The 26,019-nt window shown below is 63.9% G+C and carries 18 protein-coding genes and 1 pseudogene; 17 read left to right on the plus strand and 2 right to left on the minus strand.

The genetic code is table 11. From position 1 onward, the window contains the following. Window positions 1-663 precede the first annotated feature (663 nt). Entirely contained in the window at window positions 664-1,827 is a 1,164-nt protein-coding gene (locus tag RSD66_RS11655; protein ID WP_415287908.1) for a tyrosine-type recombinase/integrase, read from the plus strand. Window positions 1,828-2,027: 200 nt separating this feature from the next. Here RSD66_RS11655 and RSD66_RS11660 read toward each other — a convergent pair whose 3' ends face one another. Both RSD66_RS11660 and RSD66_RS11665 read right to left on the minus strand, forming a co-directional pair. Next, window positions 2,028-3,464, minus strand: a complete 1,437-nt coding sequence (locus RSD66_RS11660; protein WP_415287909.1) for an RES domain-containing protein — start codon at window positions 3,462-3,464, stop codon at window positions 2,028-2,030. Beyond that, on the minus strand, window positions 3,465-4,589 hold the full coding sequence (locus tag RSD66_RS11665) for a hypothetical protein (protein WP_415287911.1): 1,125 nt from the start codon (window positions 4,587-4,589) through the stop codon (window positions 3,465-3,467). A 145-nt stretch (window positions 4,590-4,734) separates the two neighbouring features. Between RSD66_RS11665 and RSD66_RS11670 the strand changes: the two genes are divergently transcribed. From RSD66_RS11670 to RSD66_RS11745, 16 genes and pseudogenes are all read left to right on the plus strand, one after another. Continuing rightward, window positions 4,735-9,051 carry a hypothetical protein gene (locus RSD66_RS11670; protein ID WP_415287913.1) on the plus strand — a complete coding sequence of 1,439 codons (4,317 nt, stop codon included), beginning with the start codon at window positions 4,735-4,737 and terminating at the stop codon, window positions 9,049-9,051. Window positions 9,052-9,192: 141 nt separating this feature from the next. Then, a complete protein-coding gene (locus tag RSD66_RS11675) occupies window positions 9,193-9,729 on the plus strand; it encodes a UvrB domain 3-containing protein (RefSeq protein ID WP_415287915.1) in 537 nt (178 codons plus the stop codon). Window positions 9,730-9,871: 142 nt separating this feature from the next. Beyond that, on the plus strand, window positions 9,872-10,780 hold the full coding sequence (locus RSD66_RS11680; protein WP_415287917.1) for a DUF3883 domain-containing protein: 909 nt from the start codon (window positions 9,872-9,874) through the stop codon (window positions 10,778-10,780). A 49-nt stretch (window positions 10,781-10,829) separates the two neighbouring features. Continuing rightward, window positions 10,830-12,212, plus strand: coding sequence for an AAA family ATPase (locus tag RSD66_RS11685; protein ID WP_415287919.1), 1,383 nt, complete (start codon window positions 10,830-10,832; stop codon window positions 12,210-12,212). Beyond that, the gene (locus RSD66_RS11690; RefSeq protein WP_415287921.1) at window positions 12,209-12,853 is read left to right on the plus strand and encodes a retron system putative HNH endonuclease; all 645 of its coding nucleotides are present in this window, start codon (window positions 12,209-12,211) and stop codon (window positions 12,851-12,853) included. Before RSD66_RS11685 ends, RSD66_RS11690 begins: the two co-directional genes overlap by 4 nt. Window positions 12,854-13,045: 192 nt before the next feature. Further along, the gene (locus tag RSD66_RS11695; protein WP_003163806.1) at window positions 13,046-13,381 is read left to right on the plus strand and encodes an ArsR/SmtB family transcription factor; all 336 of its coding nucleotides are present in this window, start codon (window positions 13,046-13,048) and stop codon (window positions 13,379-13,381) included. 7 nt (window positions 13,382-13,388) lie between these two features. Then, window positions 13,389-13,811, plus strand: coding sequence for an arsenate reductase (glutaredoxin) (arsC, locus tag RSD66_RS11700; RefSeq protein ID WP_003163807.1), 423 nt, complete (start codon window positions 13,389-13,391; stop codon window positions 13,809-13,811). Further along, window positions 13,811-14,896, plus strand: a complete 1,086-nt coding sequence (gene arsB / locus RSD66_RS11705; RefSeq protein WP_003163808.1) for an ACR3 family arsenite efflux transporter — start codon at window positions 13,811-13,813, stop codon at window positions 14,894-14,896. Before arsC ends, arsB begins: the two co-directional genes overlap by 1 nt. Beyond that, complete coding sequence (arsN2, locus tag RSD66_RS11710; RefSeq protein WP_003163809.1) at window positions 14,896-15,336, plus strand: arsenic resistance N-acetyltransferase ArsN2; 441 nt, start codon at window positions 14,896-14,898, stop codon at window positions 15,334-15,336. The genes arsB and arsN2 overlap by 1 nt, the downstream gene beginning before the upstream one ends. Continuing rightward, complete coding sequence (gene arsH / locus RSD66_RS11715) at window positions 15,333-16,079, plus strand: arsenical resistance protein ArsH (protein WP_003163810.1); 747 nt, start codon at window positions 15,333-15,335, stop codon at window positions 16,077-16,079. Before arsN2 ends, arsH begins: the two co-directional genes overlap by 4 nt. 22 nt (window positions 16,080-16,101) lie before the next feature. Further along, window positions 16,102-17,343, plus strand: coding sequence for a chromate efflux transporter (chrA, locus tag RSD66_RS11720; protein WP_003163811.1), 1,242 nt, complete (start codon window positions 16,102-16,104; stop codon window positions 17,341-17,343). A gap of 605 nt (window positions 17,344-17,948) precedes the next feature. Continuing rightward, window positions 17,949-21,365: a P-loop NTPase fold protein gene (locus RSD66_RS11725; RefSeq protein ID WP_415287925.1), complete on the plus strand. Its 3,417-nt coding sequence runs from the start codon at window positions 17,949-17,951 to the stop codon at window positions 21,363-21,365. Window positions 21,366-21,576: 211 nt separating this feature from the next. Continuing rightward, window positions 21,577-21,942, plus strand: coding sequence for a hypothetical protein (locus RSD66_RS11730; RefSeq protein ID WP_415287927.1), 366 nt, complete (start codon window positions 21,577-21,579; stop codon window positions 21,940-21,942). A gap of 224 nt (window positions 21,943-22,166) precedes the next feature. Continuing rightward, window positions 22,167-22,433 carry an IS3 family transposase gene (locus RSD66_RS11735; RefSeq protein WP_003170335.1) on the plus strand — a complete coding sequence of 89 codons (267 nt, stop codon included), beginning with the start codon at window positions 22,167-22,169 and terminating at the stop codon, window positions 22,431-22,433. Further along, a pseudogene (locus RSD66_RS11740) lies at window positions 22,418-23,353 on the plus strand (IS3 family transposase); the annotation flags it as partial. The gene RSD66_RS11735 and the pseudogene RSD66_RS11740, both read left to right, overlap by 16 nt. A gap of 155 nt (window positions 23,354-23,508) precedes the next feature. Further along, entirely contained in the window at window positions 23,509-25,914 is a 2,406-nt protein-coding gene (locus RSD66_RS11745; protein WP_415287930.1) for a DUF4062 domain-containing protein, read from the plus strand. The last annotated feature ends 105 nt before the right edge of the window (window positions 25,915-26,019 follow it).

The raw sequence follows: 26,019 nt of genomic DNA on the forward strand, positions 1-26,019 counted from the left end.
CAAGTGGCGATGGCGTCGCGCGCAGGCTCCGTGATCTCGAAGGGAACAGGCCTTCCGGTCTTCTACTGGATGACAATCGAGCGCTGGCGAAGCACGCCGCTAGGCGCCACATCGCTAACCCGGAGCCGAATCAGGCCACAGGCCCGCAGCTTGGAGTCCAGGGCGCAGTTGAAGGTCAAGGTCGCGCCCCGTCCTTGCGACCTTCAACTGCTGTCGAATAGCTCAGATGCGCTTTGGCTTGGGCGGCGTCTTGGAGCCAATCAGTCGGCCGGCTGAACGCGTGGACTTCATCCCATAGGAAGGCTTGGAAAGTTCGACCTGAGGGTCCACGGCGACCTAGCCGTCTTGTTGGGCCTGGGCGGCACATCAAAAGCGGAAACCCCACAGGGGGAACCTGTGGGGTATCACTGGGTGCGGGAGCAGGATTTGAACCTGCGACCTTCAGGTTATGAGAACGATTTATACTGTTTTCGTATTTATCGATTGCGCATCTTATTGAACCCTAACTCCCTACTACGCCTGACTTTCTGTTGACGATCCGGCCATTCTGAATCACCGTTTCTGCGATCTATTTCGCCCTGCTTTTCCGCCAAACGCTTCCGTCTTGCTTCCACGGATCGAGCGGCTCGAACGGCGGCGATTTCGCTGGGAAAGGACTTGGAGATGGCTGGCGAGAAGTTGAGCAAGCGCGTTGTGGAGCGGCTTGAGGTGCGCGCCAAAGACTACATCGTATTCGATGGCGAACTGCCGGGGTTCGGCGTCCGCGTGATGCCGAACGGCAAACGATTCTATCTGATCCAGTATCGAAGGCATGGCCGCACCCGTCGCATGGCGCTCGGTCAGCACGGTGTGGTGACGCCCGAGATCGCGCGACGCGAGGCCAATCGTATGTTGGGAGCCGTGCGTGGCGGCGGAGATGACCCGGCGACGCTGCGCGACATGGAGCGCCAGGCGGCGACGGTGCAGGAACTAGGTGCGCGGTTCTTAAAGGAGCACGTCGCTGTCCGCTGCAAGCCGACCACCGAGTACGAGTACAAGCGCGCCGTTCAGTTCTTTATCAATCCGTTCTTCGGGAAGCAGCGAGTGCGGACAGTGACCCCGGCCGACGTAGCGGAGTTGCATGGGAAGTATGCGCATACGCCCTATCAATCGAACCGGGTCCTGGGTGTGCTCTCCAAGATGATGAACCTGGCCGAGGTCTGGGGCATGAGGGACAAGCGCACCAACCCTTGCGACGACGTGAAGGCCTTCCCCGAACGCAAGCGTGAGCGATTCCTGTCGCCCGACGAGATCGAGCGCCTGGGCGCGGCCCTCCAGGAGGCCGAGCGCACAGGCGCGGAAAGCCGCTTCGCCGTTGCTGCCTTCAGGCTGCTGCTGCTCACCGGCTGCCGCCTGCGCGAAATCCAGACTTTGAAATGGAGCTACATCGACTTCAGGGCTGGCCGCTTCCGGCTGCCGGACAGCAAGACCGGGCCGAAGACGGTCTACCTGGGCGATGCCGTGGTCGATCTGTTGCGCAAGCTGCCGGAAGTGGATGGCAACCCCTATGTCATCGTCGGCAAGCTGGAAGGCAGTCACCTCACCGATCTCCAGCATCCATGGCGGCGCATCCGGAAGACCGCTCGCCTGGACGATGTCCGCATCCATGATTTGCGCCACACCTATGCATCGGACGGCGTCTTGGCAGGTGAAGGCTTGCCAATGATCGGCAAGCTGCTGGGGCATACGCAGGTTCAGACCACCGCCCGATACGCGCACTTGGCAGATCATCCCGTCAGAGAGGCGGCGACGCGGATCGCTGGACGGTTGGCTTCGGCGCTTGGGTGATTGTGGGCAGCGAGCGCAATGCACGGCCCGCTCACGTCGTAGATGCGCCAAGAGCCGACATCTCCTCCCCACCCGCGAGCTGACATTCTACCTCGGCAAAAACCTGGGATGGTTGTCGGGTCCTGACCTTCATCATCGAAATCGACGGTTTCACGGACAGCGATCTTCCGCTCATGGTCAGATGTGGTGGGGCGGCCAGCTCAGAACGGCTCGTCGGGACCGTAGGATTGGAACCGGAACCGGCTGACTGTGTGGATGTCGGCGGTGTAGTTGACGGCTTTGATCGCGTGAACTTGCAGACTTCCCTTGACGATCCGCAAGGCCGGATCGCGGTCGGGCGGCTCGTCGATCTCCAGGTCCATCGGCCAAGGCGGCCTGTCGGCCTTGTCTTCCGGCGGCGGCGTCATCTCCAGAACCTCGAAGTCCGCCTCGAAGCCTTCGTCCTCCCACCGGCCGGATCGCGCCGAGATCCGCGTACCCTTCGGCAGGTCGATCGGTTCGAGCCCGGCCGCCTTGTGGAAGAGGACGACGTTCATCACCGTCCCCGCCGTCTGCACCGACGGGAAGATGATGCCATCCAGATCGAGGTCCGGATCGGTGGCCAGATAATCGGCGATGGCCTGCGTCGCCAGATAGTCGAAAGGCTCGTCGTCCGGCATCACCGGCCGCGCGATGCGCGTGCTCAAGGACGCCAGGAACATGGCCCTGGACATGCGCTCGGCGGTGCCGGGATCGAACACGCTGCCCGAGGCGGCCACCGCCGCCAGGGTTGTCAGATCCAGCAGGCGGAGCGGTCGAATGATCTCGAATTGCCCGACGAGAACCCAGGCGCCGACAGGAGGCTGAACCTCCGCGACGGCGGCGCGAGCTTCGCTGGCGCCGTAGAAGACGGAAACGCCGAGCGCGTTCATCCGGCCGGGGGTCGCCAAGGCCATGGGAGGCGGACCGAGGTGGAGATCCGGACGCCCCATCGCCTCATGCAGCTTCGCTTCGGCCTGGAAGGCGCGTCCGCGGAACAAGCGTGCGATCGGCTGGCCCGGCCCCGCGGTGACGATGATGTCGCGGCCATCCCGGGTCTGAAGCGTGCCCAGGCCGTCGAAAATCGACGCCAGGATGGCGAGGGCTTCACGACTGAAGTATCGAGCTTGCCGCTTCAGCCCGGTCTCGAACTCGGACCAGGTCACCTGCCATGCGGCGTCGCTGGCGTCCCGCTCCTCATAGTGCACCTCGGCGTCGAATTCGTCCTCCTCGCCGACGTAGTCGGATCCCACAGCCGCGTGTCGGCCGGAGAGCACCTCTTGAATGTCGTCCGCCGCCTCTTCGGGGATATCGGCCGCATTCATGATGACCTGGGCCGTGGGCTCCCCCTCACGCTCCCAGACGTATTCGGACTCGCGGTCGTTCAGCAGGGTGATCTGCCACCCGTCGGCACTGTCGGCGGTTCTGACGAAATGCTCCTCGAAGGCCCGCTCGACGTGGTCGGCAACTTCCTCGATCAGAAGCGTGGGCCCGGACGTGTCGCAGTAGGCGCAGGTCCGCGTCTCACCAACGGACGCGATGGCCTCGCTGAGATAGGCCTCTCCGACACACGCGCAACAGAGGGGCCGCGCCCCGACTTCATCGTCCTCTCCCGGCATTCAGATCTCGCCCCGCGCCGCGAGCGCCGCCCTGAGAGCCGAGGCCGTCTCGAGGGTCTTGCCGTCCACGAGGTCCTTGTTCTCCGTGGTGGAGAGGCTGACCAGAAGGCGGGCCGCCGCGTCCATGGTTCTGGCCAGCTGATGAGCGCGGAAGTCGTTCGGATCGACATCCTCAAAGTCGATGTCGTCAATGCTGGCGGCGAAGATCCGGAGCCACGGCGTCTTCGCCTCATCCAGGAGCGTCTCGAACGCCTGATAGCCGATGAGCTTGTATCGGCGCTCGGCGTCCGGATCCGGCGTGAGCATGGCGTCGCCTAGGGCGTCCTGCCAGTCACGGTAGACGAGGGCCTCCCGGAAGGTCAGACACCGCACCGCCTGCGCAACCGTCGCCTTCAGTCGCGTCTGGGTCAGCGCCGTCCCGCCGAGGCGGTCTGTCAGGAACGCCGCCAACACCGCGCAGACCTTGACCTTGCGCGCCGGCGTCAAGGCGTCCAGGGCGATGTCGTCGGACCCGGCCTCCGCAGTCAGGGCCCGATGCATTGCGACCTCGAACCTCATCGCCGTTGTTTTGACGTCGGTATCTGACAGGGGTGTGAGATCGAGCCCCCACAGGGCGCTGATGCTTTTTAGACGATGGATCTCGACGTGCGGCCCGTCCGCGAGGGCCGACTGGAACGCCTTGATGTCCTCGGCGATCGGTGAGGCGAACGCCGCGCCGGTCCGGGTCAGGGCCGCCAGCTCGATGTTCATAGCGCGAACCCAGCCGATCAGAGCGGCGACCCTGTAGAGGGTGCTGCGCCTCTTGTAGGCATTGAAGTCGAGCGGCCGTGTCGTCGTCTTGAGGTAGGCATGCCGTTCGTCGACGAAGATCTCGTTGGCGCGCCAAACGAGCTTGGTGCAGGCATCCGCCAGAGGCGCGAGGTATCGCCTGTAGATCAGGGCCTCCGACCGCTTCGTGGCCCGCGATTCATTCAATCGCGCCAGCACCACGTCCTTCAGGACGAAGAGAGCCAGGGCGACGACGGCCGCGATGGATGCGGACCAGAGAGCCGCCGTCGCCGGGCTCAATCCGCCGGCAGGCGCAGCGGCGGCCGGCGCGGCGATAATGACCCTCAACTGGTCCACGATAGGCGTCATCGATGTTCGTCCGGCGGCGGCGCGATTCTGCCGTCATACGGCTCAGTTTTCATACCACCGGTGGGCGTTCGCCCCTACAACAACCGAAACTCGAAAAGAGGTGAGAATCAGGCCTCGCGACCCAGGACTGCCCATGACCACCGCACCCAGACCCGACCTGCATCGCAGCTTCATCGAGGCCTCGCCCGATGGTGAAGAGAGCCACGAGCTCCTGCGCGCCTTGCGTCGGCGGACGGGCAAGGTGGATAACTGGGACTGGTTGCTCGCATCTCGGATCGCCGTCGTGCTGAACGAAGCTGGCGCCGGCAAGACCATCGAACTGATGGACCAGGCGCAGCGACTTCGAGGCGACCGAGAAGGCTTCTTTCTCCGGATCGAGCGCTTGTGCGGTCAGGAATTCAAGACAGCGTTCGAGTCCGCCGACGACTACCTGCGATTCGAACGCTGGTGCCGGTCGCCGCGCGAGGGCGTCTTCTTCCTCGACTCGGTCGATGAAGCCAAGCTTCCCCGGGATCTGATCGGCAACCCGTTGAGCGTGGCGATCCAGCGTGTCGAACAGGCCCTGACAGGACTGACGCGCCGGGCGCGCTTCGTCATCTCCTCCCGCCCGTCGGCCTGGACCCCGGAGATGGAACTCGCCGAAGTGAACCGGCTGGCCGAGACCTTCCGGACCCGAGGCGTGACCACCGGCGACGGCGAGGCCCCTCTGACGCGGTTCGTCACCCTCGCCCCGCTCGACGCGGACCAACGCCAGACCCTCGCCGCCTGGGCTGAGGCGCCGGAGGGCTTTCTTGACGCACTCTACAGCTCGGGCAGCGCCGACTTCGCCAGCACGCCTCTGGACCTGCTGGATTTCGTGGAGGCCTATGCAGAGGAGATCGACGCCGGTCGTCCGGGCGAGGCCGTCTTCAGCAGCCTGACCACCATGACGGATCGCGCCATCGCACGGCGCATCAACGAGATCGGCGCGGAGCGGCCACGCAACCATCTCCCCTTTGCGCGAACCCGCGAAGGGGCCCGTCGGATCGCCGCGGCCTGCGTCCTCGGACAGCAGCTAACGGTGCGGCTCCCGGGAAGCCGCGGTCAGGGCATCGATGCGATCGCCGCCCTGGAAGGTGCGGGCGAGGCCTGGTCCCGTCCGGAAATCGACCAGCTCCTCGCGTGCGGCCTCTTCACGGCGGCCTGGGAAGGAACGGTCCGCTTCCATCACCGTCGCACCATGGAGCGGCTGGCGGCCGAAGCCTTCGACGCCCTCCACCACGCCGGCATGGCGCTCGAAAGCATTGTGGAGGTCCTGACCCCAAAGGCGTTCGACCAGGTGACCACGCCCACGCCGTTCGTTCAGACCCTGGGGTGGCTGGCGAGCCTGAACCCGGCTTTCCGCCACCACCTCGTGCTCCACGCCCCCCAGCATTTGCTCGACACCGGAGATCCCGCCAGCCATCCACTGAACGTCCGCGAACAGGCGCTTCGGGGTAATGCCGCGCGCTACGCGGGCGGAATCTCGCTCAGTGAATGGTTCGACTACGCCCTTCTGAAGCGCTTCCTCGACCCTTCGCTCGAGGTCGTCGTTCGCGAGCTGATGGCTTCCGCCCCCGGCGACGACCCGCGCCGCCTCATGCTCGACCTCGCCGAGCTCGGCCGATTCCACGGTTGCGCGCCCGAAGCCCTGCGCATCGTGGAGGACACCTCGGCCGAGGTGGACCTACGGACGCGCGCCCTGACCACCCTCGCCTCGATCGGCCGCCCCGTAGAGCTGGCGCAGGCGGCGCGGGCAGTGCGCCGTTTCCGCCCGCCTGTTTCCAAGGACGGCCATCAACGTCACGCGAACAACCGACTGCGCCTTTATGGCGTTGGAACGTGTCGGCCCGACGCCATGAGCCTGTCCCAGGCGCTCGGCGTCCTGATGCGGATCGAACCGCGGCACCGGCAGTATTCCTCTTCCCGCGACTATGGCCTGGTCGAGGCGTTGGCGCTTCCCTGTCCGAGGGAGCGCCTGCCCTTCCTTCTGCGCTGGCTCAGCCGCATGTGCTGGGCCGATAGGCCGCGCACCTTCGGCGACTACGACGCGCCACGATGGACGGACGCCGGATACTATCTCCTCCCCGTTCTGCAGGCCGTTGTCGCCCGCGTGATCAACGAGCGGCCGGACCTGCATGGATCGGCCCTGCTGGTCGATCAGATAGACAGGTTGTTCGCCACTCGATCAGTGCCCTTCGGCCCGCTTCGAAGCGACAGCGACGACGAAGACGAGCCCGACGCTCTGCTTGTCGCGGTTCAGGGCGCAGCGGCGCTTCGCCAGGCCGTCTTCTCTACGGCGGCCGCCATACCCTCGGGTCGTCGCGCCGATGAACCGGGCGCGGTGCTCGATCGGCTCGCGACCAACGGGCTATTGTCCGACGGTGAGGTCGCGCCGGAGGATCTCGACTGGATGGCGGAGGCCTTCGCCAATGGCCCGGATGAGAGGCAGCGAAAGGCGCTCATCGACGCCATCCGATACCGCCTTCACGTCCTGAGGGGCCAAGACCGGGCGCGTCAGGTCAAACGTTTCAAACGGCTTGCGAACGCGCGCGGCGATCTCGAAGCGGCCGGGGAGTTCGACAAGGCCCGCAATCGTCCCGTCAGAAATCTGCAGTGGTCGATGGAGCGCGCCTGGAAGCGCCGGCGGTGGAAGCGCAAGGGACGGCGCCCCTCCACAGCAGTGTCGGAATGGAAGATCGCGATCGAACTGCTCTGGCGTCGCCGCCAGGTCCGATCGGGCGAACAGATCGGTCTCATCTGGAAAGCAGCCTTCGGCCCAAGCTTTCCCGATGAACCCCTCGCTGAGGCCGCCAAGCGATACGGCGCCCGCGCGGCCGAGGACCTGGCCTCGGGCATCAAGGCCTTCGCCCGGACCTTCGACGACACCCCCGACTTCCGGCGCCGCTCGGCGCGCAGCCATGTCGCCATCACAGGCTGGGTGCAGATCGCCACGGACGATCCGGCAGCGCTCCTCGCCCTCTCTCCTGCCGAAGCCCGTCGCGCCCTCCAGGCAGCGGTCAACAGCAACAGCTTCCCGGACTGGGGCGCCGCGCTCGCCGATCGGCATCCCGAGGTCTTCCAGGCTCTCATGGCTCCTTCCGTCGCGATGGAGCTGTCCTGGAAAGGCGGCGAGCTTCGTTATGCGGCCGCGCTGTCTCTGGTCTCACGCCAATCGGCGGCGCTACAGCGCCGGATGGCGAGAGAGGTCCTGGACGGCCTGCGGGCGGGTGAGCCCGACCTAGCAGTGATCCTTCCGGCGACCACGATCACCCGCTCGGACGACCAGACGCGTCCAGAGCTCGTTAGCCTCGCCGCCCGCCGCTTCCGCTCTCATATAGCGGAAGGACATGCTGAGCCCGCCGCCGCATGGCTGGCAGCCTGGCTCGATCTCGAGCCGCGTGCAGCCTGGGAGGCTCTTCACGCCCACGATCGGGCCTATTGCCCGCGAAGCGACGGACTGATTCGCGAGATTCTCGGCTACATGGGCGAGGGCGCGCCTTTCAAGAACGCCCCGCCCGACGTCCTGGCCACCGCCGCGGTGCGCTATCTCGAATTGTTGCCACCCGAACTGGATGATGACGAGAGCGGGGACATCACGCGCAGGCACACCGCCGAGAGGATGCGGGGTCGCATCCCCGGTCTGATCGCCGAACAGCCCAGCACCGAAGCGCACCAGACCCTGTTAGACCTTGGTCAGCATCCGGTGTTTGCCGCCTATCCATCTTGGATCGCACGGATGTTGAGGGAACAGGCGCTCGTGGCGGCGACGCCGCGTCCCTGGTCAGCGTCGAGCACCGCCGAATTTATGGCGACCTTCCTGAAGCGTCCCGCGAACGCCGAGGAGTTCCGCCGCCTGATCGAGCGCCAGATCGAAGCGATCGTGATCGACTTAGCGAGCTCGGAGTTCGACCGGCGCGGCCTTCTGCGCGATGTGATCGAGCGCGACGTCAGGGCCTTCTTCGCCGATGCGCTTCAAAGCCGGTCTCAGGGTTGGTTCAGCGTGACCCAGGAAACGGTGACCTCCGGCGAGAAGCGGACGGACCTGCGGATCGAGGGGCGGTCCCAGGCGGGGGAGATCGTAATTGTCGAGCTGAAGCTCGCCGGTGGAAGCTGGCGTGGCGACCAGTTGGTCGATCATCTTGAGACCCAGCTCGTCGACCAGTATCTGATCTCCCGCCGGGTCCGACACGGCATCTATCTCGTGGTCAATCTCGGGACCCAAAAATCGTGGGAGATGACCGACGGAACGATCGAAACCTTCGAAGGTCTGATCACCCGAATGAACGCGCGGATCCCGGACCTCCTGACCCGACCCACAGTCGCTTCGGTAACGGTTCTACCCCTTCGGATTGAGGTGCCTCCTAGAGAAACCAGAAAGCGAAAACCTGGACAGGCAGACTGCAACATCGATGCGACGGGCCAACCCTGATCCCGTCAGCGCTCTCACGTAGCCGACTCAAATTCGGAAACGCCTTCGAGCGAACATTGAGTCTGCATCGGCTTATGGCGCGGCATGTCACAGGTACGCCAGAAGCGGTCTTTGGCTGGCTTCCGGGAAGTAGACATTTGGTTGGCGTCGCCAGACCTTGTCCAGCATCTCGAAGCACGTCCTGAAGCCCTGGACGGCGAGGTCATGGTCGTCTTCATGAGCCGCCGCATCTGCGTCGAGCATGATGAGGCGGTCGTCGCTCTGCGCCCGGACTGGCATGCCGACGACGATGCCGAGGGCGCGATCAAGATCGTCATAACAGGAGCAGCGTCCGACCCGCTCTCATGGCTGAAGCACATCGGCAACAAGCGGCGTCGGGACCTGCTGGCCAAGCGGACGCGCGATCCGGCAGACCCTCTGAAGCTCGTCATCGTCGGCGACATGTGGCTGACCGGCTTCGACGCGCCGTGCGTGAATACCATGTACGTGCACAAGCCCATGCGGGGGCACGGCCTTATGCAGGCGGGGGTGGCCGAGCGGGGACAGGTTTGCCGTGCCGCTTCTCGGCCCAATAACCCCGCGGAGGCGTCGGCACGCCCGCGGCGCGGCAGGCTTTGGCCAGGCCCACGCCGGAGACGCCGAGTTCGGCGGCGATGGTCCGCATCGGCTCGGACCTGACGCGCTCATAGAGCGCCTGACGAGCGAAGACGTGGCGCGGCATCTAAGCTCTCCGTGGACGCAGGCGAAGGTTGTGATACGGTCACGGTTGGGGAGGGCGCTCAAGCGCCGCAATCGGCGCAAGGCGCCGCGAAAGGCGCGCATGCCGCTGGTGCTCGTACACAATGAGGTGGTCGCCAATCCCGATCATCAGTGGGACGACGTCGAGGGGGTACACTACCACTACCCAGCAAAGTATCGTGGCAAGGTCCAAACGGGCGAGCCGTTCGTCTACTACCGCGGCGTGCACCGAATGGGCGGCAAGCGTGGGCCGGCCGAATATGTGGGCTCGGGGCGCATCGGGAAGATCTGGCCGGATCCCGCGCGCAAGAATGCCTGGTATTGCGCCGTCGTAGACTACGTGCGCTTTCTCGCGCCGGTGGCGGCCAAAGTGAACGGGCAGAACCGCGAAGACATTCCCTCAAACATGTGGCGCGACGGCGTGCGGGCGCTCGACCCGCAGGTCTACGCGCAGATCATGGCGGAGGGTGGAGGAAGCGTCTCGACCGCGACTCCCACGCCAAAGGCCGACCAGGCGAAGGTCGTTGCGGCGGACGATCTTGTCCTGCCGCCCGAGCTAGCTAAACACCAGGTGCCGAAGAGCGGCCACGGTCGCAGCCGTCGGGCGAAGGCAATCGGCGATTGGGCCGAACAGGCGGCGCTGAAGTACATCAAAGAGCAGATCGCCGGCTGCTCCGACTGCGTGCATCGCGCGGGCATCGGCGAAGCGCCAGGCTGGGACATCGACTACCGCGACGCTCGGGGCGACCTGCAGCGGATTGAGGTCAAAGGCACTATCGCGGCCGCGTTCACGGGCATCGAGCTGACCGCCAATGAGATGCGGGCGGCCAGCGCTCACGGACCGAACTACTGGCTGTGCCTGGTGGCCCGCTGCGAAAGCGAGAAGGCGAGAGTGCAACTGGTCCAAGATCCCGCTGCCAAGCTGGCCGTGGGCGACTGGGGAGCGAAGCCCACGCTGTTCTCTGTCAGATTCTCAACTCCCGAAGCATGACCAAGAAATGAGTAGGCAGGCCACTGACGGGAAGCCGGCATTCCGACTGTTGGAATGCACGCTGCAAGCTGACGACCAAACCAACGTTCCCATCACTTTCGTTGCGGACGACGATCTCAAGGCGACGCACATTACACTCCTGATGGGCGGTAACGGGACCAGCAAAAGCCGCTTGCTGGCAGCCTGTATCGATCACTTCTTGGGCACCTACGAGGGGCCCTCGAGTAGGAAGCGATCCGGCTCGACGTTCTCCTGCGCGACGCTTCGCTCGGTGGGCCCCGGCACGGACGGAGGTCCTGCGAAAATGCTCGCGCTGTCCAACCTCGTGCGAGATCGGTTCCCATATTTTCGCAATGATGAAGCAGACGAATTCTACAGCTACCTAGGGGTTCGGCAAGGAACCAATCTCACGACGACCGGCGCGCTCGACCAAAGTGTGGGCGAAGCTGTTATCTCAACCGTGGGTGACAGCTCAAAGCTGGCCCGATTGCGACGATGGCTCCACATATTTTTTCCTGGAGCCGAAATCGGCATAGCGTTCCCGCGGATTACCTTAGCTCAGATGAAATCTTATGCCTCAGCAGACGATGGGCGCATGCGGCTAGAGCGCAGGCTTGCCGGGGCGGGACGACCATTCAGACCTCCACTGTTCGACGATATCCCGGGCGGCCTAGCGGCGCTCGCGGATCGTGCGCAGTCGCTCTTCAGGCTCATGCTGGACCACCCGAATGCCGAAACGGTGTCAGACGCCGCTGGTCGCGAAGTAGCATTGGTCAGCCTGGAGGGCTCCAAGCCGCTGGCCGAGCTTACGAGAATCTATGATGGAGTACGATACAGCGAGGCTGCGCGATTAGGCATCCGGCCATCGCTTTACATATATCAAGACCGATGGATGGGATTCGACCAACTGAGCTCAGGTGAGCAAAACCTGTTTTCCGTCGGGGCAAAGCTAATAGCGCACGCAGTTCCTCAGTCCTTCATCCTTATTGACGAACCTGAGGTAAGTTTAAACGTGTCCTGGCAGCAGAGGTACGTTGATTTGATCCGCGAATCTTTGACAGACGCCCCAGGCTGTCATGTCTTGATAGCTACGCATTCCCCCCACTTTGTCTCAGGTCTAGGCGAAGGTCAGGGCTCCATTTTGCTGGTGAAGAAAGAAGGCCAACGGCTTGTGTACGAGACCCGCTCGGCTGCTTATGAAGCCTGGGGCTCCGAGGCTGTGCTGTATGATGTCTTGGACGTCCCGTCTGCATCCAGCTTTGCCTTCAACAGAGAGGTCGTCAACATTCTCACGGAAATTCAGAACAACACACGCGACATAGGGTTGATTGACGCGTTTCTCGGAAAGACCGAAAGGTTGATATTCAGCGATAGCGAACCTCTGGGAAAAGTTGTTTCGGAAATAAGAAAATATCGGCAGCGAATTCAATGAGGAAGCTCAAGCCGGCGGCGGTATCATTTGCTGTCTCAAGGAAGTTGAGGAAGCTAACCCCAGCGGACCAGGCAGCTGCGTGGGCGACTGGAGGGCACGGGGCCAAAAAGTTTAAGGCAGAGATTTCAAAGCATCTAAAAAAATCACAGAACAACAGATGCGCATATTGCGGTACTAGATTTCATGGATCAAAGCCCCATAGAGACCATATTGCGCCAAAGGGGGTAACGTTACACCCCGAATGGACGTTTCATTGCAGGAATTTGGTCCTGGCCTGCTACGACTGCAATTCTGATCGGAAAGGCGAGTTTGATACCGTAGTTACGAAATCCTCCTTTTACAGACAGATAAAGTTCAACATCGTACACCCCTACCTAGATGAGCCGAGCGATCATTTGGCATTTACGGGTTACAGGATTTCAGTCCTCGTCCACCCGGTAAATGGATCCCAGAAGGGCGCTAAGACCATCGAACTATTTCACCTGGATGATCCGCTTCGAACAAAAGAGCGCGCCAAGGACGCATTGCTGGACGAAGATGTTGAGCATCTACAGGGGAAGTGGAAGCGCTTAGCTGAAATGTTCATATATGCGCCGATGCCACAGCGAATGGTGTTGAAGATTCGTGGTGCCTCAACCTGAGCCGCTGACCGTCGCGCCCTTCGCGGGAGGCATCGCATGCGCGTTTCCGCGAAGGCAGCGGGAACGGACGAACTCGGAGGGCGCTCTGCGCCAGGAGCAGTCATTGGCTTCTCGACGGACAGCTGACATTCCATCCTTGCTTAGCGTTCCCGGCTTGGTTGACGACACCATTAATTCCATTATTTTGGAATCATGGAATCCGAAGCCGCCATCCTCGCTCTTGCCGCCCTAGCCCAACCGACACGCCTTGAGGCCTTCCGTCTGCTGGTGCGGCACGAACCCGAAGGCCTACCCGCCGGCGAGATCGCGGATGCCCTGGCGGTGCCCGCCAACACCATGTCGGCGCACCTCGGGGTTCTGTCCCGCGCCGGCCTGGTCAATTCGGAGCGCCACAGCCGGTCGATCATCTACCGGGCGGACCTGGATCGCCTCCAGGCGCTGGTCCTGTTCCTGCTGAAGGACTGCTGCCAGGGCCGCGCCGAACTGTGCGAGCCGCTACTGGCCGAACTCTCGCTCTGCCGCGCATGAGGACACCATGGACGTCGTCATCTATCACAACCCTGCCTGCGGCACGTCGCGCAACGCCCTGGCCCTGATCCGACACGTCGGGATCGAGCCGCAAGTCATCGAGTATCTGAAGACGCCGCCCAACCGCGCCATGATCCAGGCGCTGGTCGAACGGATGGGCGTCCCCCTGCGCGGCCTTCTGCGCGAGAAGGGCACCCCCTTCACCGAACTGGTCCTCGGAGACCCTGATTTGACCGATGACCAGATTCTGGACGCCATCGAAGCACACCCGATTCTGCTGAACCGTCCGATCGTGGTCGCGCCGCTAGGCGTGAAGCTATGTCGCCCGTCCGAAGCGGTCCTCGACCTTCTGCCTTCAGAAGGACTCAAGCCCTTCACCAAGGAGGACGGCGAAGTCGTCATCGACGCCGGGGGCCGGAGGGTCCGCTGATGGTCAATGCCGTGATTGCTGAACAACCAAGGCGCCACCTGTCCTTCCTCGATCGCTGGCTGACATTGTGGATTTTCGCCGCAATGGCGCTGGGCGTGCTGCTGGGCACAGTCGCGCCCGGGCTTCCCGCCTGGATCGACGGCCTGTCGGTCGGGACGACCAACATCCCCATAGCCATCGGCCTGATCCTGATGATGTATCCGCCGCTAGCGCGGGTGACGTACGAGGAACTTCCCCGCGTCTTCGCCGACAAGCGCGTGCTGCTTCTGTCCCTGTTCCAGAACTGGGTGTTGGGGCCGGTGCTGATGTTCGCGCTGGCGGTGATCTTCCTGCGCGACCAGCCGGAACACATGACCGGCGTCATCCTGATCGGACTAGCCCGCTGCATCGCCATGGTGCTGGTCTGGAACCAGTTGGCGCGCGGCGACAACCAATATGTGGCGGGCCTGGTCGCCTTCAATTCGATCTTCCAGATCGCCTTCTTCAGCCTCTACGCCTGGCTGTTCCTGACCGTACTGCCGCCCCTGTTCGGGCTGGAGGGCAGCGTGGTTGACGTCAGCGTCTGGACCATCGCAAGCGCCGTCCTGGTCTATCTGGGCCTGCCCTTTCTCGGCGGTTTCCTGACCCGGCGCGCGCTGGTCACGCGCAAGGGGAACGACTGGTACGAGGCGCGCTTCCTGCCGCGCATCGCGCCGATCACCCTGATCGCCCTGCTGTTCACCATCGTCGCCATGTTCAGCCTGAAGGGCGGCGAGGTCGTCGCCCTGCCGCTGGACGCCCTGCGCATCGCCATTCCGCTGACGATCTACTTCCTGGTCATGTTCGTGGTCAGCTTCCTGATGGGACGGCTGATCGAGGCGGACTATCCGCGCACCACGGCCCTGGCCTTCACCGCTGCCTCCAACAACTTCGAACTGGCGATCGCCGTCGCCATCGCGGCGTTCGGATTGGCCTCGCCGGTAGCCTTCGCCGCCGTCATCGGTCCGCTGGTCGAGGTCCCTGTGCTGATCCTGCTGGTGTCGGTCGCCCTGTGGCTGGGCCGCCGCTGCTTCCCCGCGACCGCCCCGAAGAAGGGCGCCTGCTGATGGCCTTCAACGCCGTGGAGTTGCCCGAGCCCACTCCCGACCTCATCGCCGCGCTGGAGGCCGCCGGGCTGCCGACGGACGATCTCCACGAGCCCGGTCGGCGCTTCTACCGCTTCGGGGACGATGCCGGACTGATCGGCTACGGCGGGCTGGAGCAGGTCGGGCCCGACGTCTTGATCCGCTCCATCGTCGTCCCTGACAGCCGTCGCGGCGGCGGTCACGGCGGGGCGATCCTGTGCTGGCTCGAAGCCGAAGCCGCCGGACAAGGGGCCGACGGTCTCTATCTGCTCACGACCTCGGCCGCCGCCTTCTTCCAGCGACACGGCTATTCGGTCGCCCTTCGGTCAGCCGCGCCGCCCTCAGTCGCCGCCTCCCGGCAGTTCAGCGGCCTGTGCCCGGCCTCGGCGGCCTTCATGTTCAAGGAACTGCGCGCCCGATGACCCGCCTTCGCGACCTGCCTGATCCCGACCACCTGCCCGCGCTCGACCCAGCTTATCTGTCCAGCCGCCCCGCGCTCGGCCTCGGCCCGCACGATCATCCGCCCCGCATCCTGCTGCTCTACGGCTCACTGCGCGACCGCTCCTATTCCCGGCTATGCGTCGAGGAGGCCGCTCGCCTGCTGCGCTTCATGGGCTGCGAAACGCGCATCTTCGATCCGTCCGACCTGCCGCTGACCGATCAGGTCGACTACGACGATCATCCCGCCGTCCACGAACTGCGCGAGCATGCCCTGTGGTCGGAGGGCATGGTCTGGAGCAGCCCCGAACGCCACGGCCAGATTTCGGGGATCATGAAGCTTCAGATCGATCACCTGCCGCTGAGCATGGGCGGTATGCGCCCGACTCAGGGCCGCACCCTTGCCGTCATGCAGGTCTCCGGCGGCTCGCAGAGTTTCAACGCGGTCAACACCCTGCGCCTGCTCGGCCGCTGGATGCGGATGATCACCATCCCCAACCAGTCCAGCGTCGCCAAGGCCTTCCTGGAGTTCGACGACGACGGCCGCATGAAGCCGTCCAGCTACTACGATCGCATCGTCGATGTGATGGAGGAACTGGTGCGCTTCACCGTCTTGACGCGGTGGCACGCAGGTCAGTTGGTGGATCGCTATTCCGAGCGAAAGGCGTCGGGCGTGCCGATCGATGCGGCCAATGACCTGTCAGCGATCGCGATCAGGTCTGCGTAGCATCAGACTGGATTGCTGGAGAATGGCCACGGAAATCAGCGGCGAATCCAAAGCAGCCCACAGACGCCTGAGCGCGCCCCTGACCGGCTCGCCGGCAGAGGTCTTCGCGGTCTTCCTCAAACTCGGCCTCACGTCGTTCGGCGGCCCCGTCGCGCACCTCGGCTATTTCCGGAACGAGTTGGTCGCTCGACGCCGTTGGATCGATGAAGCCGGATACGCCGACCTGGTCGCCATGTGCCAATTCCTGCCAGGGCCGGCCTCCAGCCAAGTGGGCTACGCCTTGGGCTTGTGGCGCGCCGGCCCATTGGGTGGCGTTGCGGCATGGTGCGCCTTCACGCTGCCGTCCGCCGCGCTTCTGGTCTTGTTCGCCATGGGCGCAGCCTCGCTCCACGGGCCAGTTGGAATGGGCCTGCTTCATGGACTGAAGCTGGTGGCCGTGGCTGTGGTCGCTCAGGCGGTCTGGGGGATGGCCCGCACCCTGACCCCTGATTGGCAAAGAGCAGTCATCGGCCTAGCCGCTGTTGTAATCCTGATGTTGCTCGGCGGAGCGACAGGCCAGATCGTCGCTATCGTCCTCGGCGGTCTGGCGGGGCTGCGCCTTTGCCGCACGACGACCGCCGCGCCAGGGGCGACTGCAAGCTTCCCGATTTCACGGCGCGCCGGCGCAGGGGCCCTGGTCCTGTTCCTTCTGCTTCTGGCGGGCCTACCGCTCGCCTCCATGGCGACAGGGTTCCACGGCGTCGCCTTGCTGGACGTCTTCTATCGAGCCGGCGCCTTCGTTTTCGGAGGCGGTCACGTCGTTCTGCCCCTGCTCGAAGAAGGCGTGGTGCAGCCCGGCTGGATCGATTCCAATGGCTTTCTTGCGGGCTATGGCGCAGCCCAAGCCGTCCCGGGGCCGCTTTTCACCTTCGCCGCCTATCTGGGCGCCGTGATGGAGCCTTCTCCGAATGGACTCGCTGGGGCCGCCCTTTGTCTCGTGGCGATCTTCGCGCCGGGATTGCTGCTGGTGACAGGCGTGCTGCCGTTCTGGAGCCTGCTGCGCGCCCGACCGGCGGCCCAGGCGGCGATGCGCGGTGCGAACGCGGCGGTCGTCGGCATTCTCGCTTTCGCCCTCTATACCCCTGTAGGAACCAGCGCGATCCTGAGTCCGATCGACTTCCTCGTGGCGCTGGCCGGCTTCGTTCTGTTGACGGTGTGGAAGTGCACACCATGGATAGTCGTTGCCCTGACCGCCGCAAGCGGGGTCGCCTTCGCACTGATCTGAGCCGAGCCCGCGCCCGTCGCGATGTATCCAGGACTCCTGCATGGTGAACAAGGCAGACCTTGCACTCCGAGTGCTCGTAGCGGCATGGATGCCGATGGGGTATCATGACAAGAGCCATCTTCCCGTCGGGCGGTCGCATTGATGAGTCCTCCCAAGAGGGTTCGTCATTCTTGCCCCACCGGAGGGGCTTCGTCGGCTTATGGTCAGGTGTCCTCGCCTATTCGCGCTGATGTCGGCGACGCGCCAACTGCAGACCTTGGCGCTGATGCGGAAAGCAGACATTCCCCAGTGCGGCCCAACTTGGCCTGGCACTGATTATGTGAACGGGCGAACAGATTGAGTCTCGCTAGAGACCGCCGACGGAGCTCGATGCTCGGTCGCGGCAGCTCTGAACCCGTCCATAGCGGAAACGCACGGATCGCCTGATCGGCGACTCGGCCTCTAGCCCGCGCTCAGGACTAAGGACGCCGAGCGGCCCGCTCGTCGCCGCCTACCCGGGGTTGTCGAACCGCCCGGACGCCCGTAGCTTCGTCGAACTGACCAACTCAGTTTCAGCTAGCCGGCGAAGGTCAGGACGGGCGGCTTGGCAACGTTTCGGGGGAAACGTGAGGGGCAACGAAAAGGCGGGCACGCCCGCGGCGCGGTTGCGCTTCATTCCGGACGTTCCGGCGGAAGACGACTTTTTCCGCAGCCACACCCGCATTGCACAGGCCATCGTCTCGGCGATCGAGGATAATCCGGAGATTAAGGTCATCGGCCTGCTCGGTCGCTGGGGTAGCGGCAAGTCGACCGTCGCGGAGAAGGTGATCGAGACCCTAGAGACCCGAGAAGGCGAGGTCTTCAGGGTGTTTCTCTACGACGCCTGGATGCACCAAAGCGATCCGCTGCGACGTTCCTTCCTCGAAGAGATGATCCTTCGGCTTTGGCGGCGGGGCGTGCTGACACAACGATGGGTTCGCCGCCTCAAGAGGCTCAGCACACCAATCGAGGACACCCGCACGATCGAGACGCCGGAACTGTCTAAGGACGCCAAATGGGTCGGCCTTTCTCTCCTGCCCGTGCCGATCGGCCTCGGCCTGATCGGCTATGACACCCTGGAAGCCGCATTTGGGATGGAGGCGTCGCCACTCGGGCGCTGGAGCCTCGGTCTCGGCGTTTTCCTGACGGCCATGCCGGCGCTCTCCGCTGTCTGCGTTTATCTATGGCGCCGCCCTTGGCGGACGGCGTTCGCGCCGGGCCTGTTACGTTGGGAGTTCTGGCGAGATCTCGATGAGGACGGGGAGCCTCGCGAGACTTTCCAGCTCTTCACCAACGCCCAGTCGCGCTCGAGCCGAACTCAGACATTCCGGTCGGTCGAACCAACCTCGCTGGAGTTCGGTCGGGAGTTCCAGCGGGCTATGCGCGCGGTCCAGGAAGCCGGGCATCGCCTCGTCATTGTCATCGACAACCTCGATCGCGTCGCCGAGGACGAAGCCTTGGCCATGTGGGCCACCATCCGCAGCTTCTTCCACACAGCGGACGATACCGAGCACGGGCGGCATGAGCCGGTCCACCCGACCGTCATCCTTCCGATCGACCGGCACGCCGTCGAGGCGCTGTTCAGTGGGACCGACGAGGCCAGCAAAGCCTTGGGCAAGGAACGGGCGCGATCCTTTATGGACAAGACCTTCGACGTCACCTTCGAGGTGACGGAACCGGTCCGTTCCGACTGGCGGGATTTCCTGCAGGCCCAGATGAAATGGATGTTCAAGGAGGCTTATCAGGACAGTTGGGGCTTCTGGACGCGCCGTCTGTTCGAGAGCCGGCTGGAGCGCCTCCAGGCCGCGGCTGGCGAGACGGCACTCAGACCGTCGGCGGTTACTCCGAGAGAGATCAACAAACTACTTAACCGGGTCGGTGCCCTCTATCTCCAGTGGTCACACTCCAGCATCCCCGTCGAGGTCATGGCCCTCTATGTGATCCGGCGTGACGAGATCGACGGAGGGCTTCTGGAGTTCCTTCAATCGGCCGACGCCGAAATCGAGGACGTGGCCCCGGACTGGGCGCGCCAGTTGGCGGCTCTCTACTACGGCGTCGAGCCGGAGGTGGCGGGCCAGGTCTTGCTGGGCGAGCCGATCAGGAAGGCGATCCTGCGTCGCGATGAGGCCGTCGTGACCGGCCTCGCAGCCGTGCCCGGGTTCGGCGAGACTTTGGAGTTCATCACGGGTGCCCTGCCCGAACCGACGACGACGGGAACGCCCTTCACTGTTCTCAGCCATGCCGTCTTCATTCTTGCCGCCGCGAAGCCGGGCGAACAGCAGTGGGCGGTCAATGCCTGGCGAAATCTTATTGCTCGGTTCATCGTTCTTGCTCCATCGGCGAACCCGCCGGCCAAGCTGCTGCCAGCGGTTGACCTGCTGAGCTCCCATGTCGAGGCGGAGGCGAGACAGGCCTTCATGGACGCCGCGACGTCCCTGTTCGAGCGGCAACTGACGCAAACCCCGACCACTGCCGCCGAGGCGACCCTCATCCGGACCGGGGCGGAGGCACTCATAGGCTTCGCCGAGCGCAACAAGGTGCCCCTTCCAACTTTCGCCCTCGCCTTGGACCCTGAACCCTTCCTAAAACGTCTGAGCGCCCTGTCTGGCAGCCGGGTCTGGCGTCGATTGCGGACCGAGATCGAGGGTGCCGCGCTGGGCCCGGCGATCGTCACCATGCTGGCCACGAACGACGCCCAAGAGCTGATCCCGCCGGTGGTACGACTCTTCACCCTGACCGGCGGCGCGGATTTATACGAGGGGGAGATCGACTTCGACGTGATCGCCGAGACCGCTGAGCGTCTGGTTCGGGACCCGGGCTCCATGGGCGGGGACATGATGTCGGGTCTAAGGGTGCTGGCGGACCTGTCCTTCGGCGGCTTCACCCAGGGTGAGGCGCGCCTAATGGCGCTCGCCGACGAGGGTGTGCTCAACGCTCGGCTGGACGAGGCCATCTCTGCAGAGGCTTGGGACAATGCGGCGCTCGTGGCCGCCCTGCTGGTACAGCGGGGCGAGGTGATAAAGACACCAAGTATAGGCTGGCGGGAGTATGCGAGGCGTGATCCCTCCCATCCGCGCCGAGTCGTGGCGGCCCTGAGATACTATTTCGCTGACGATCTCGTGCCCCTACTGTGGGGCTCGCACGGTGCCGCCTATTCGAACCAGACCTTCGTCGAGCCCCTGATTGCCAGCGCGGTCGAGGCTGACATGCTAGGGGAATTTGACCCGGAGCCGGTGTTCGCGCGGCTGCTCCAGTACAAGCTCGCCGTTCCATACAAGCTGCGCGAGACCTTCCTCGACCAGCTCCACAAGCGGGCCGACCTCTTGGCGTCGATCGAAAGCGCGCCGCTCGGCGAACCCATGGCGGAAGCGGTCGCCTATCTGACCCGGCGCGGCGGCGACGACGCCGTGAAGGCCGCCCAAATGATGCGGGAGCGGGTCCGGAAGGCGACGACGGAACAATGGACCGAAGCTATCCGGCTCGGCCGTGAACCTCTCGACCTCGGCCGCAAGTTGATCGACGACCCGAGCTTCCGCTTCGACGGCAAGTCGCCGCTTCAGGAGGCGCTGAAGATTACGACCCTGCTTCTCGCCCAAGAGGGGGGGCGCGAGATGCGGAACCACTGGTTCGACCTGCTTGGCTTGCTCGGGTCTCGGCAATCGAAGGCGCTCCAGGTCGAATTGGGAGAAGCTTTGGAAGGCAAAGATCCCAAACAGGTTATCAAGATTGTCATGCGCGGCGGCAGGGACTTCCTAAAGGCGGCCGGTTTTTCCAAGGCGCCCGATCGCGCCGTCCGTACTCTGATCCTACCACTGCTCGATCAGAAGACCGGTCGGGACTGGCTCAGGGACAATCAGGACCATGCCGCAAGCTGGGTCGCCCGCGCTAGTCTAGCCGCCCTCGAGGACCTGACTGCAGGTTTGAAAGCCCTGAAGAAATCCAAGGTCGATGAGCGGCGCTACACCGCGACGTTCCTGGCCGAACGCTGGAGCCTCTCGATCTAGGACGGTGCGGTAGTTGGCAGCAGGGCCGGAGGCTTCAATGAAGCCGATTAGGGGGTATTTCATATCGGGGAAACTGGCCTCGACAGGGCTGAAATGATCGGCCGGCGAGCGCCACAAGCGGACATCCCTACATCGCCAGAAGGTTGACCTTTGGCCAGCGCCACTTGATCCCTCACACTGGATAAACGACGGTGGTCTTTGGGGGGATGGCATGAAATTCGTCGTCGGTATCATGATGATCGCGTTGACTGTGCCACAACAGTCAGCCGGTAGGTTCGATCTGGTGTGCGTAGGAACACAGAAAACGACCACCACCCCATCTCGCCGTTGGGAGGATAGGATCAGGGTGGACCTTGGAGCGAACGTCTATTGCTGGAAGAACTGCACCGTTCGGTCAGAAATCTACAAAGTCACCGAGGGCGAGATCATCTTTGAAAACGCAGCCGGCGTGACCTCTGTAAATCGAGTGACAGGCCAGTTTCGCAGTATTTCTCCAGCGCCAGGGGAAGGATACCGTGAAATAGACGGTCGCTGCGAGCGCGCGGAGTTCACGCCGCTAACGCCCCGCGCGTTCTGACCGAGTAGCCGCTGCCCTAGCGCCGTGACAGCCCAAGCGATTCACACACCACAAGTCGCCTAGGAGACAATCACGGTGATGCCGCTTGGCGCCAGATGCAGAGATTCGGACCTGTTCGGAAGTGGACATTTGAGCGCCCTTCAGGCGTTTCACTCGCATGTGACGTGCCCCTGAGAATTTCCTCCACGTGGAGCTAGAGTCCGGCCCTTGAAAGGACGGACGGAATGAAACGAGCGAGATTCACGGAAGAGCAGATCATCGGGATCCTGCGGGAGAACGAGGCCGGCGCCAAAGCGGGCGAGCTGGCGCGCAAGCACGGCGTGTCGGAGGGCACGATCTACGCCTGGAAGGCCAAGTTCGGCGGGATGAGCGTGTCGGACGCCCAGCGCCTCCGGGCCCTGGAAGACGAGAACGGAAAGCTGAAGCGCCTGCTGGCCGACGCCATGCTCGACAAAGCCGCGTTGAACGATCTGCTGTCAAAAAAGTGGTAGGGCCCGCGGCGCTGCGCCAGGCCGTCGCCCATCTGAAGGCGGCGTTCGGCGTCAGCGAGCGACGGGCCTGCTCCATCATCAAGGCGGACCGTAAGTCGGTGCGCTATCGCTCCTGCCGACAGCCGGACACGGCGCTGCGGGAGCGGCTGCGCGCCCTGGCTGTCGAGCGGCGACGGTTCGGCTATCGGCGGCTGTTCGTGCTGCTGCGGCGTGAGGGAGAGCCCTCGGGCAAGAACCGGATCTACCGGCTCTATCGCGAGGAAGGCCTGACGGTGCGCAAGCGCCGCTCACGTCGTCGCGCCATGGGCACGCGCGCGCCGATCCTGGTCGAGGCCAGGCCGAACGCCCGCTGGTCGCTGGACTTTGTGCACGACCAGTTCGCCACGGGCCGCCGCTTCCGCATTCTCAACGTGGTCGACGACGTCACCCGCGAGTGCCTGGCGGCGATCCCCGACACCTCGATCTCGGGACGCCGCGTCGCGCGAGAGCTGACAGCGCTGATCGCTCGGCGGGGCCGTCCCGCCATGATCGTCAGCGACAACGGCACGGAGTTCACGTCCACCGCCATCCTGGCCTGGGCGCAGGATCATGGCGTCGACTGGCACTACATCGCGCCGGGCAAGCCGACCCAGAACGGGTTTGTGGAATCCTTCAACGGCCGGATGCGCGACGAACTGCTCAACGAGAGCCTGTTCTTCAGCCTGGATCACGCCCGCCAGAAGGTCGCCGCCTGGGCGCTGGACTACAACACCCGCCGGCCGCACTCGTCGATCGGCTACCTCACCCCGGAGGCTTTTGCCGCCAGTCTGACCGCAACAGGCCGACCCGCTGCGCAGGATGAAAGCTGCGCGGCCCGGCCTGTTGCTCACCCCACGCTGCGAGGCGTAACTAACCCAAGGACTCTGGTCGCCGCTGGATGAAAACTCAGGGGCACGTCACATGGTCTGAAACAACCCGCCGGCACCGTTACCGTCGCCACCCGTTGGGGCTTTGTGGGCTATGAGACTCAGCTCATCCTCCATGCTGCGCGCCGTGGGGCGGCTGGGTGGCGAGACGCTTGAAGTTCAGACGGACATTGACGGTCTTCATTGGCTCCCCTGGCGGACTCGCTGAGGAGCGAAACGCCGTCCAAGCGACTGTCGAGGAGATGAATCGGCTCTTCGCTCATCGGGCTGGCTATCACTTAGACGTAGTGCGCTACGAAGACAGCGTTCCTGGGTTCGGCAACCCCCAGGAGAGGCTCAATCAGGAGCTGGATCGATCGGACCTGTTCATCGGCATGTTGAACCGGTCGTGGGGCTCGCCGCCGGCAGGGGCCAGCAACGCCACCTCCGGCTTCGAGGAAGAATACCGTCGATCCCTGAAGCGTCGTCAGGCTTCAGGTGCCCCGGAGATGATGGTTTTCTTCCAAACCGTCCCGGACGACATCCTCCGAGACGCCGGGCCGGACCTGCAGAAGGTCGTCGCATTCCGCCAAGAACTCGATAGCGAGAAGCCCGTCTTCTATAAGATCTTCGACGGCGTCGGCGATCTACAGCAGCAGCTGCGCGCCTACCTCGCGGCATGGATTCACGGTGTCGCGGAGGCGGACAACCGCACGACCCGTGAAGACGTGGCAGAGCCCGTCACTACGCCATCCCCGGCCCACGAAGGCCACCAGCGTGTCTTCTCGGAGCCCGGCGCTGCGTTTTTGGCCGCCGTCGCCAGCGCCACCCGAGAGAATGGCAGACTGTCTGCTGCGGAGGTAGCGCGCCTTCGCTTGCTGGGTCTTCTCTCTCACACCAGTAGTAACGATGCGCGGGCACTCGGCGTGCACGACGCCAATGTCCTGTACAGCGACTGCCCGACTTCCCTCTTCGGCGAGGATGAGATCGACGGCTTGATTGCGGCCGGTCTGGATCACTACGGATCGAAGACGGCTCCGCTCTGGACCTGGCTGATGCGCGGCGCTGAGGCACCCGCTAGCCAACTAACGAACGCAGCGGTGCTCAGGTCCCGTTCGACCGAACAAGTCGGAGCGATTTCCGCTCTCCAGCTCATTGGCGGTGACCTGGAGAGCCCGTTGTTTTCGCGCGACGCGGTGGTCGAGAATCTCCTTGACGGCTCTGAGGCCCGCGACGTCCGAACGGCGATGTTTCGCTATTTGACGGAGCATGGCTTGGCGGTCGATCTGCCCGCCCTTTGGGCCGCCCAAGCCAACACGGCCGCCGGCCAGATCGATGAGGCAGGGGCGGCGATCTTAGCCATTCTCGCCCGGGTGGACCGGGTGAAGGCATTCAGGGCCCTGATCGACCTCGCTCCTTCCGCACCCCCTGGAGCTCTCGTCTCTCAAATCTTCACGGTCTCCGGCGCGGTCGATCCGGACTGGATTGTCGAAGCCCTCGGCCATCGCGCGCCGGCCGTGCGGCTTGCGGCGCTCGGGGAATTGACCCGTCTGCCGGAGAGCGGTCTAGACTGGGCGCGCGCCCTGACCCGGGATGCAGATCCAGACGTCCGAGCAGCCGCGATCTCCGCGCTAGAAAGCGCCGGTGAAACGCTCTCACCAGACGACGTCAGGAACATCTTGGTGCGCCCTGCCAGGAATGCCCTTTTCGGACTGGGTATGCCGGTCAGTCTATCGGGCTCGGCGCAGTGGGCCTTTTATCGTCGACGCTCGCTTCAGAAATGGACAGAGGAGCAACAACGTCTTGCGGTCGAGCGCGATAAGGACGCGGCGGCTGTCCTCACACTAAGTGGTGTGGTCGAGAAACCAGGACTTCTGCGAGCGGTGGTCGATCTTAAGGGCCACATCGATTTGAAGGTCTTACAGCCCGATTACGAACAACATTCTGAACCGAGGACGGAAGATGACGCGCTTGCAATGTATGTGCAGGCGCTCGCCTCCCTCGCGGCGCGACGAGAGCCCGAAGACCTTGACCGTATTCGGGCTGCTTTTGCAGACGCGAGGGTCGAACTCCCTGAAGCCGCTTATGCTTATCTCGGCGTGGTCGGCGACTGGAGCGACGCTGCTCGGATAGTCCAGGCGACCCAAGAACGTCGCGGCGCACCGCCCCCCACCCTTCTTTCGATCAACGACCGCCGTGCAGAGTATAGTTGGGCGGCCGAGGCTTTAATCGCCTTGGCCAAAGGGGCTTGGCTCCAGCTCTTGGCGATCGAGCCAGCTCCGGCTGTCCAAACTCGGTTAATCTTGGAGACGCCGCAAAAGACGTGGGCAAAGGTCGGCAACACCCTGCTCTTGCAACTGTTCGCCAGTGCGGATGACAGCGTCAGGGAGGCAACGGCCTTGAGATGTGTTCGGGATCTTCCCGTGAAAAGGATCAAGGCGGTGTTCGACCACTTCCAGGCCAATGCGGAGAGCCGCTACTATTCGGTCATCCACTGGCTTGATTTTGGAATGGCGGTCCCACGCTCGGTGAGCGTGCCGGCCGCTCGACGAAAGCTAGAGGGCCTTCGCCAGCCAGGCGGGCTTGGTCGATTTTAGGGCTTTGCCGCCAAAGCGGCCGGCCACTACCGGGATCTGTCGCACACCGACAGCGCCAATACAGGCCAGCCGGATCGAGTTTGCCGCCCGTCGCCGGTCCGGCCG

Origin of the sequence: Brevundimonas sp. S1H14 (assembly GCF_047716865.1) — a bacterium.
GTDB classification, from domain to species: domain Bacteria; phylum Pseudomonadota; class Alphaproteobacteria; order Caulobacterales; family Caulobacteraceae; genus Brevundimonas; species Brevundimonas naejangsanensis.

Excerpts from the sequence above, each read along its gene's own strand:
- RSD66_RS11655 (WP_415287908.1), top strand. The coding sequence starts at position 664 with ATGGCTGGCGAGAAGTTGAGCAAGCGCGTTGTGGAGCGGCTTGAGGTG.
- RSD66_RS11660 (WP_415287909.1), bottom strand. The coding sequence starts at position 3,464 with ATGCCGGGAGAGGACGATGAAGTCGGGGCGCGGCCCCTCTGTTGCGCG.
- RSD66_RS11670 (WP_415287913.1), top strand. The coding sequence starts at position 4,735 with ATGACCACCGCACCCAGACCCGACCTGCATCGCAGCTTCATCGAGGCC.
- RSD66_RS11680 (WP_415287917.1), top strand. The coding sequence starts at position 9,872 with ATGCCGCTGGTGCTCGTACACAATGAGGTGGTCGCCAATCCCGATCAT.
- RSD66_RS11690 (WP_415287921.1), top strand. The coding sequence starts at position 12,209 with ATGAGGAAGCTCAAGCCGGCGGCGGTATCATTTGCTGTCTCAAGGAAG.
- RSD66_RS11695 (WP_003163806.1), top strand. The coding sequence starts at position 13,046 with ATGGAATCCGAAGCCGCCATCCTCGCTCTTGCCGCCCTAGCCCAACCG.
- arsC (WP_003163807.1), top strand. The coding sequence starts at position 13,389 with ATGGACGTCGTCATCTATCACAACCCTGCCTGCGGCACGTCGCGCAAC.
- arsB (WP_003163808.1), top strand. The coding sequence starts at position 13,811 with ATGGTCAATGCCGTGATTGCTGAACAACCAAGGCGCCACCTGTCCTTC.
- arsN2 (WP_003163809.1), top strand. The coding sequence starts at position 14,896 with ATGGCCTTCAACGCCGTGGAGTTGCCCGAGCCCACTCCCGACCTCATC.
- arsH (WP_003163810.1), top strand. The coding sequence starts at position 15,333 with ATGACCCGCCTTCGCGACCTGCCTGATCCCGACCACCTGCCCGCGCTC.
- chrA (WP_003163811.1), top strand. The coding sequence starts at position 16,102 with ATGGCCACGGAAATCAGCGGCGAATCCAAAGCAGCCCACAGACGCCTG.
- RSD66_RS11730 (WP_415287927.1), top strand. The coding sequence starts at position 21,577 with ATGAAATTCGTCGTCGGTATCATGATGATCGCGTTGACTGTGCCACAA.
- RSD66_RS11735 (WP_003170335.1), top strand. The coding sequence starts at position 22,167 with ATGAAACGAGCGAGATTCACGGAAGAGCAGATCATCGGGATCCTGCGG.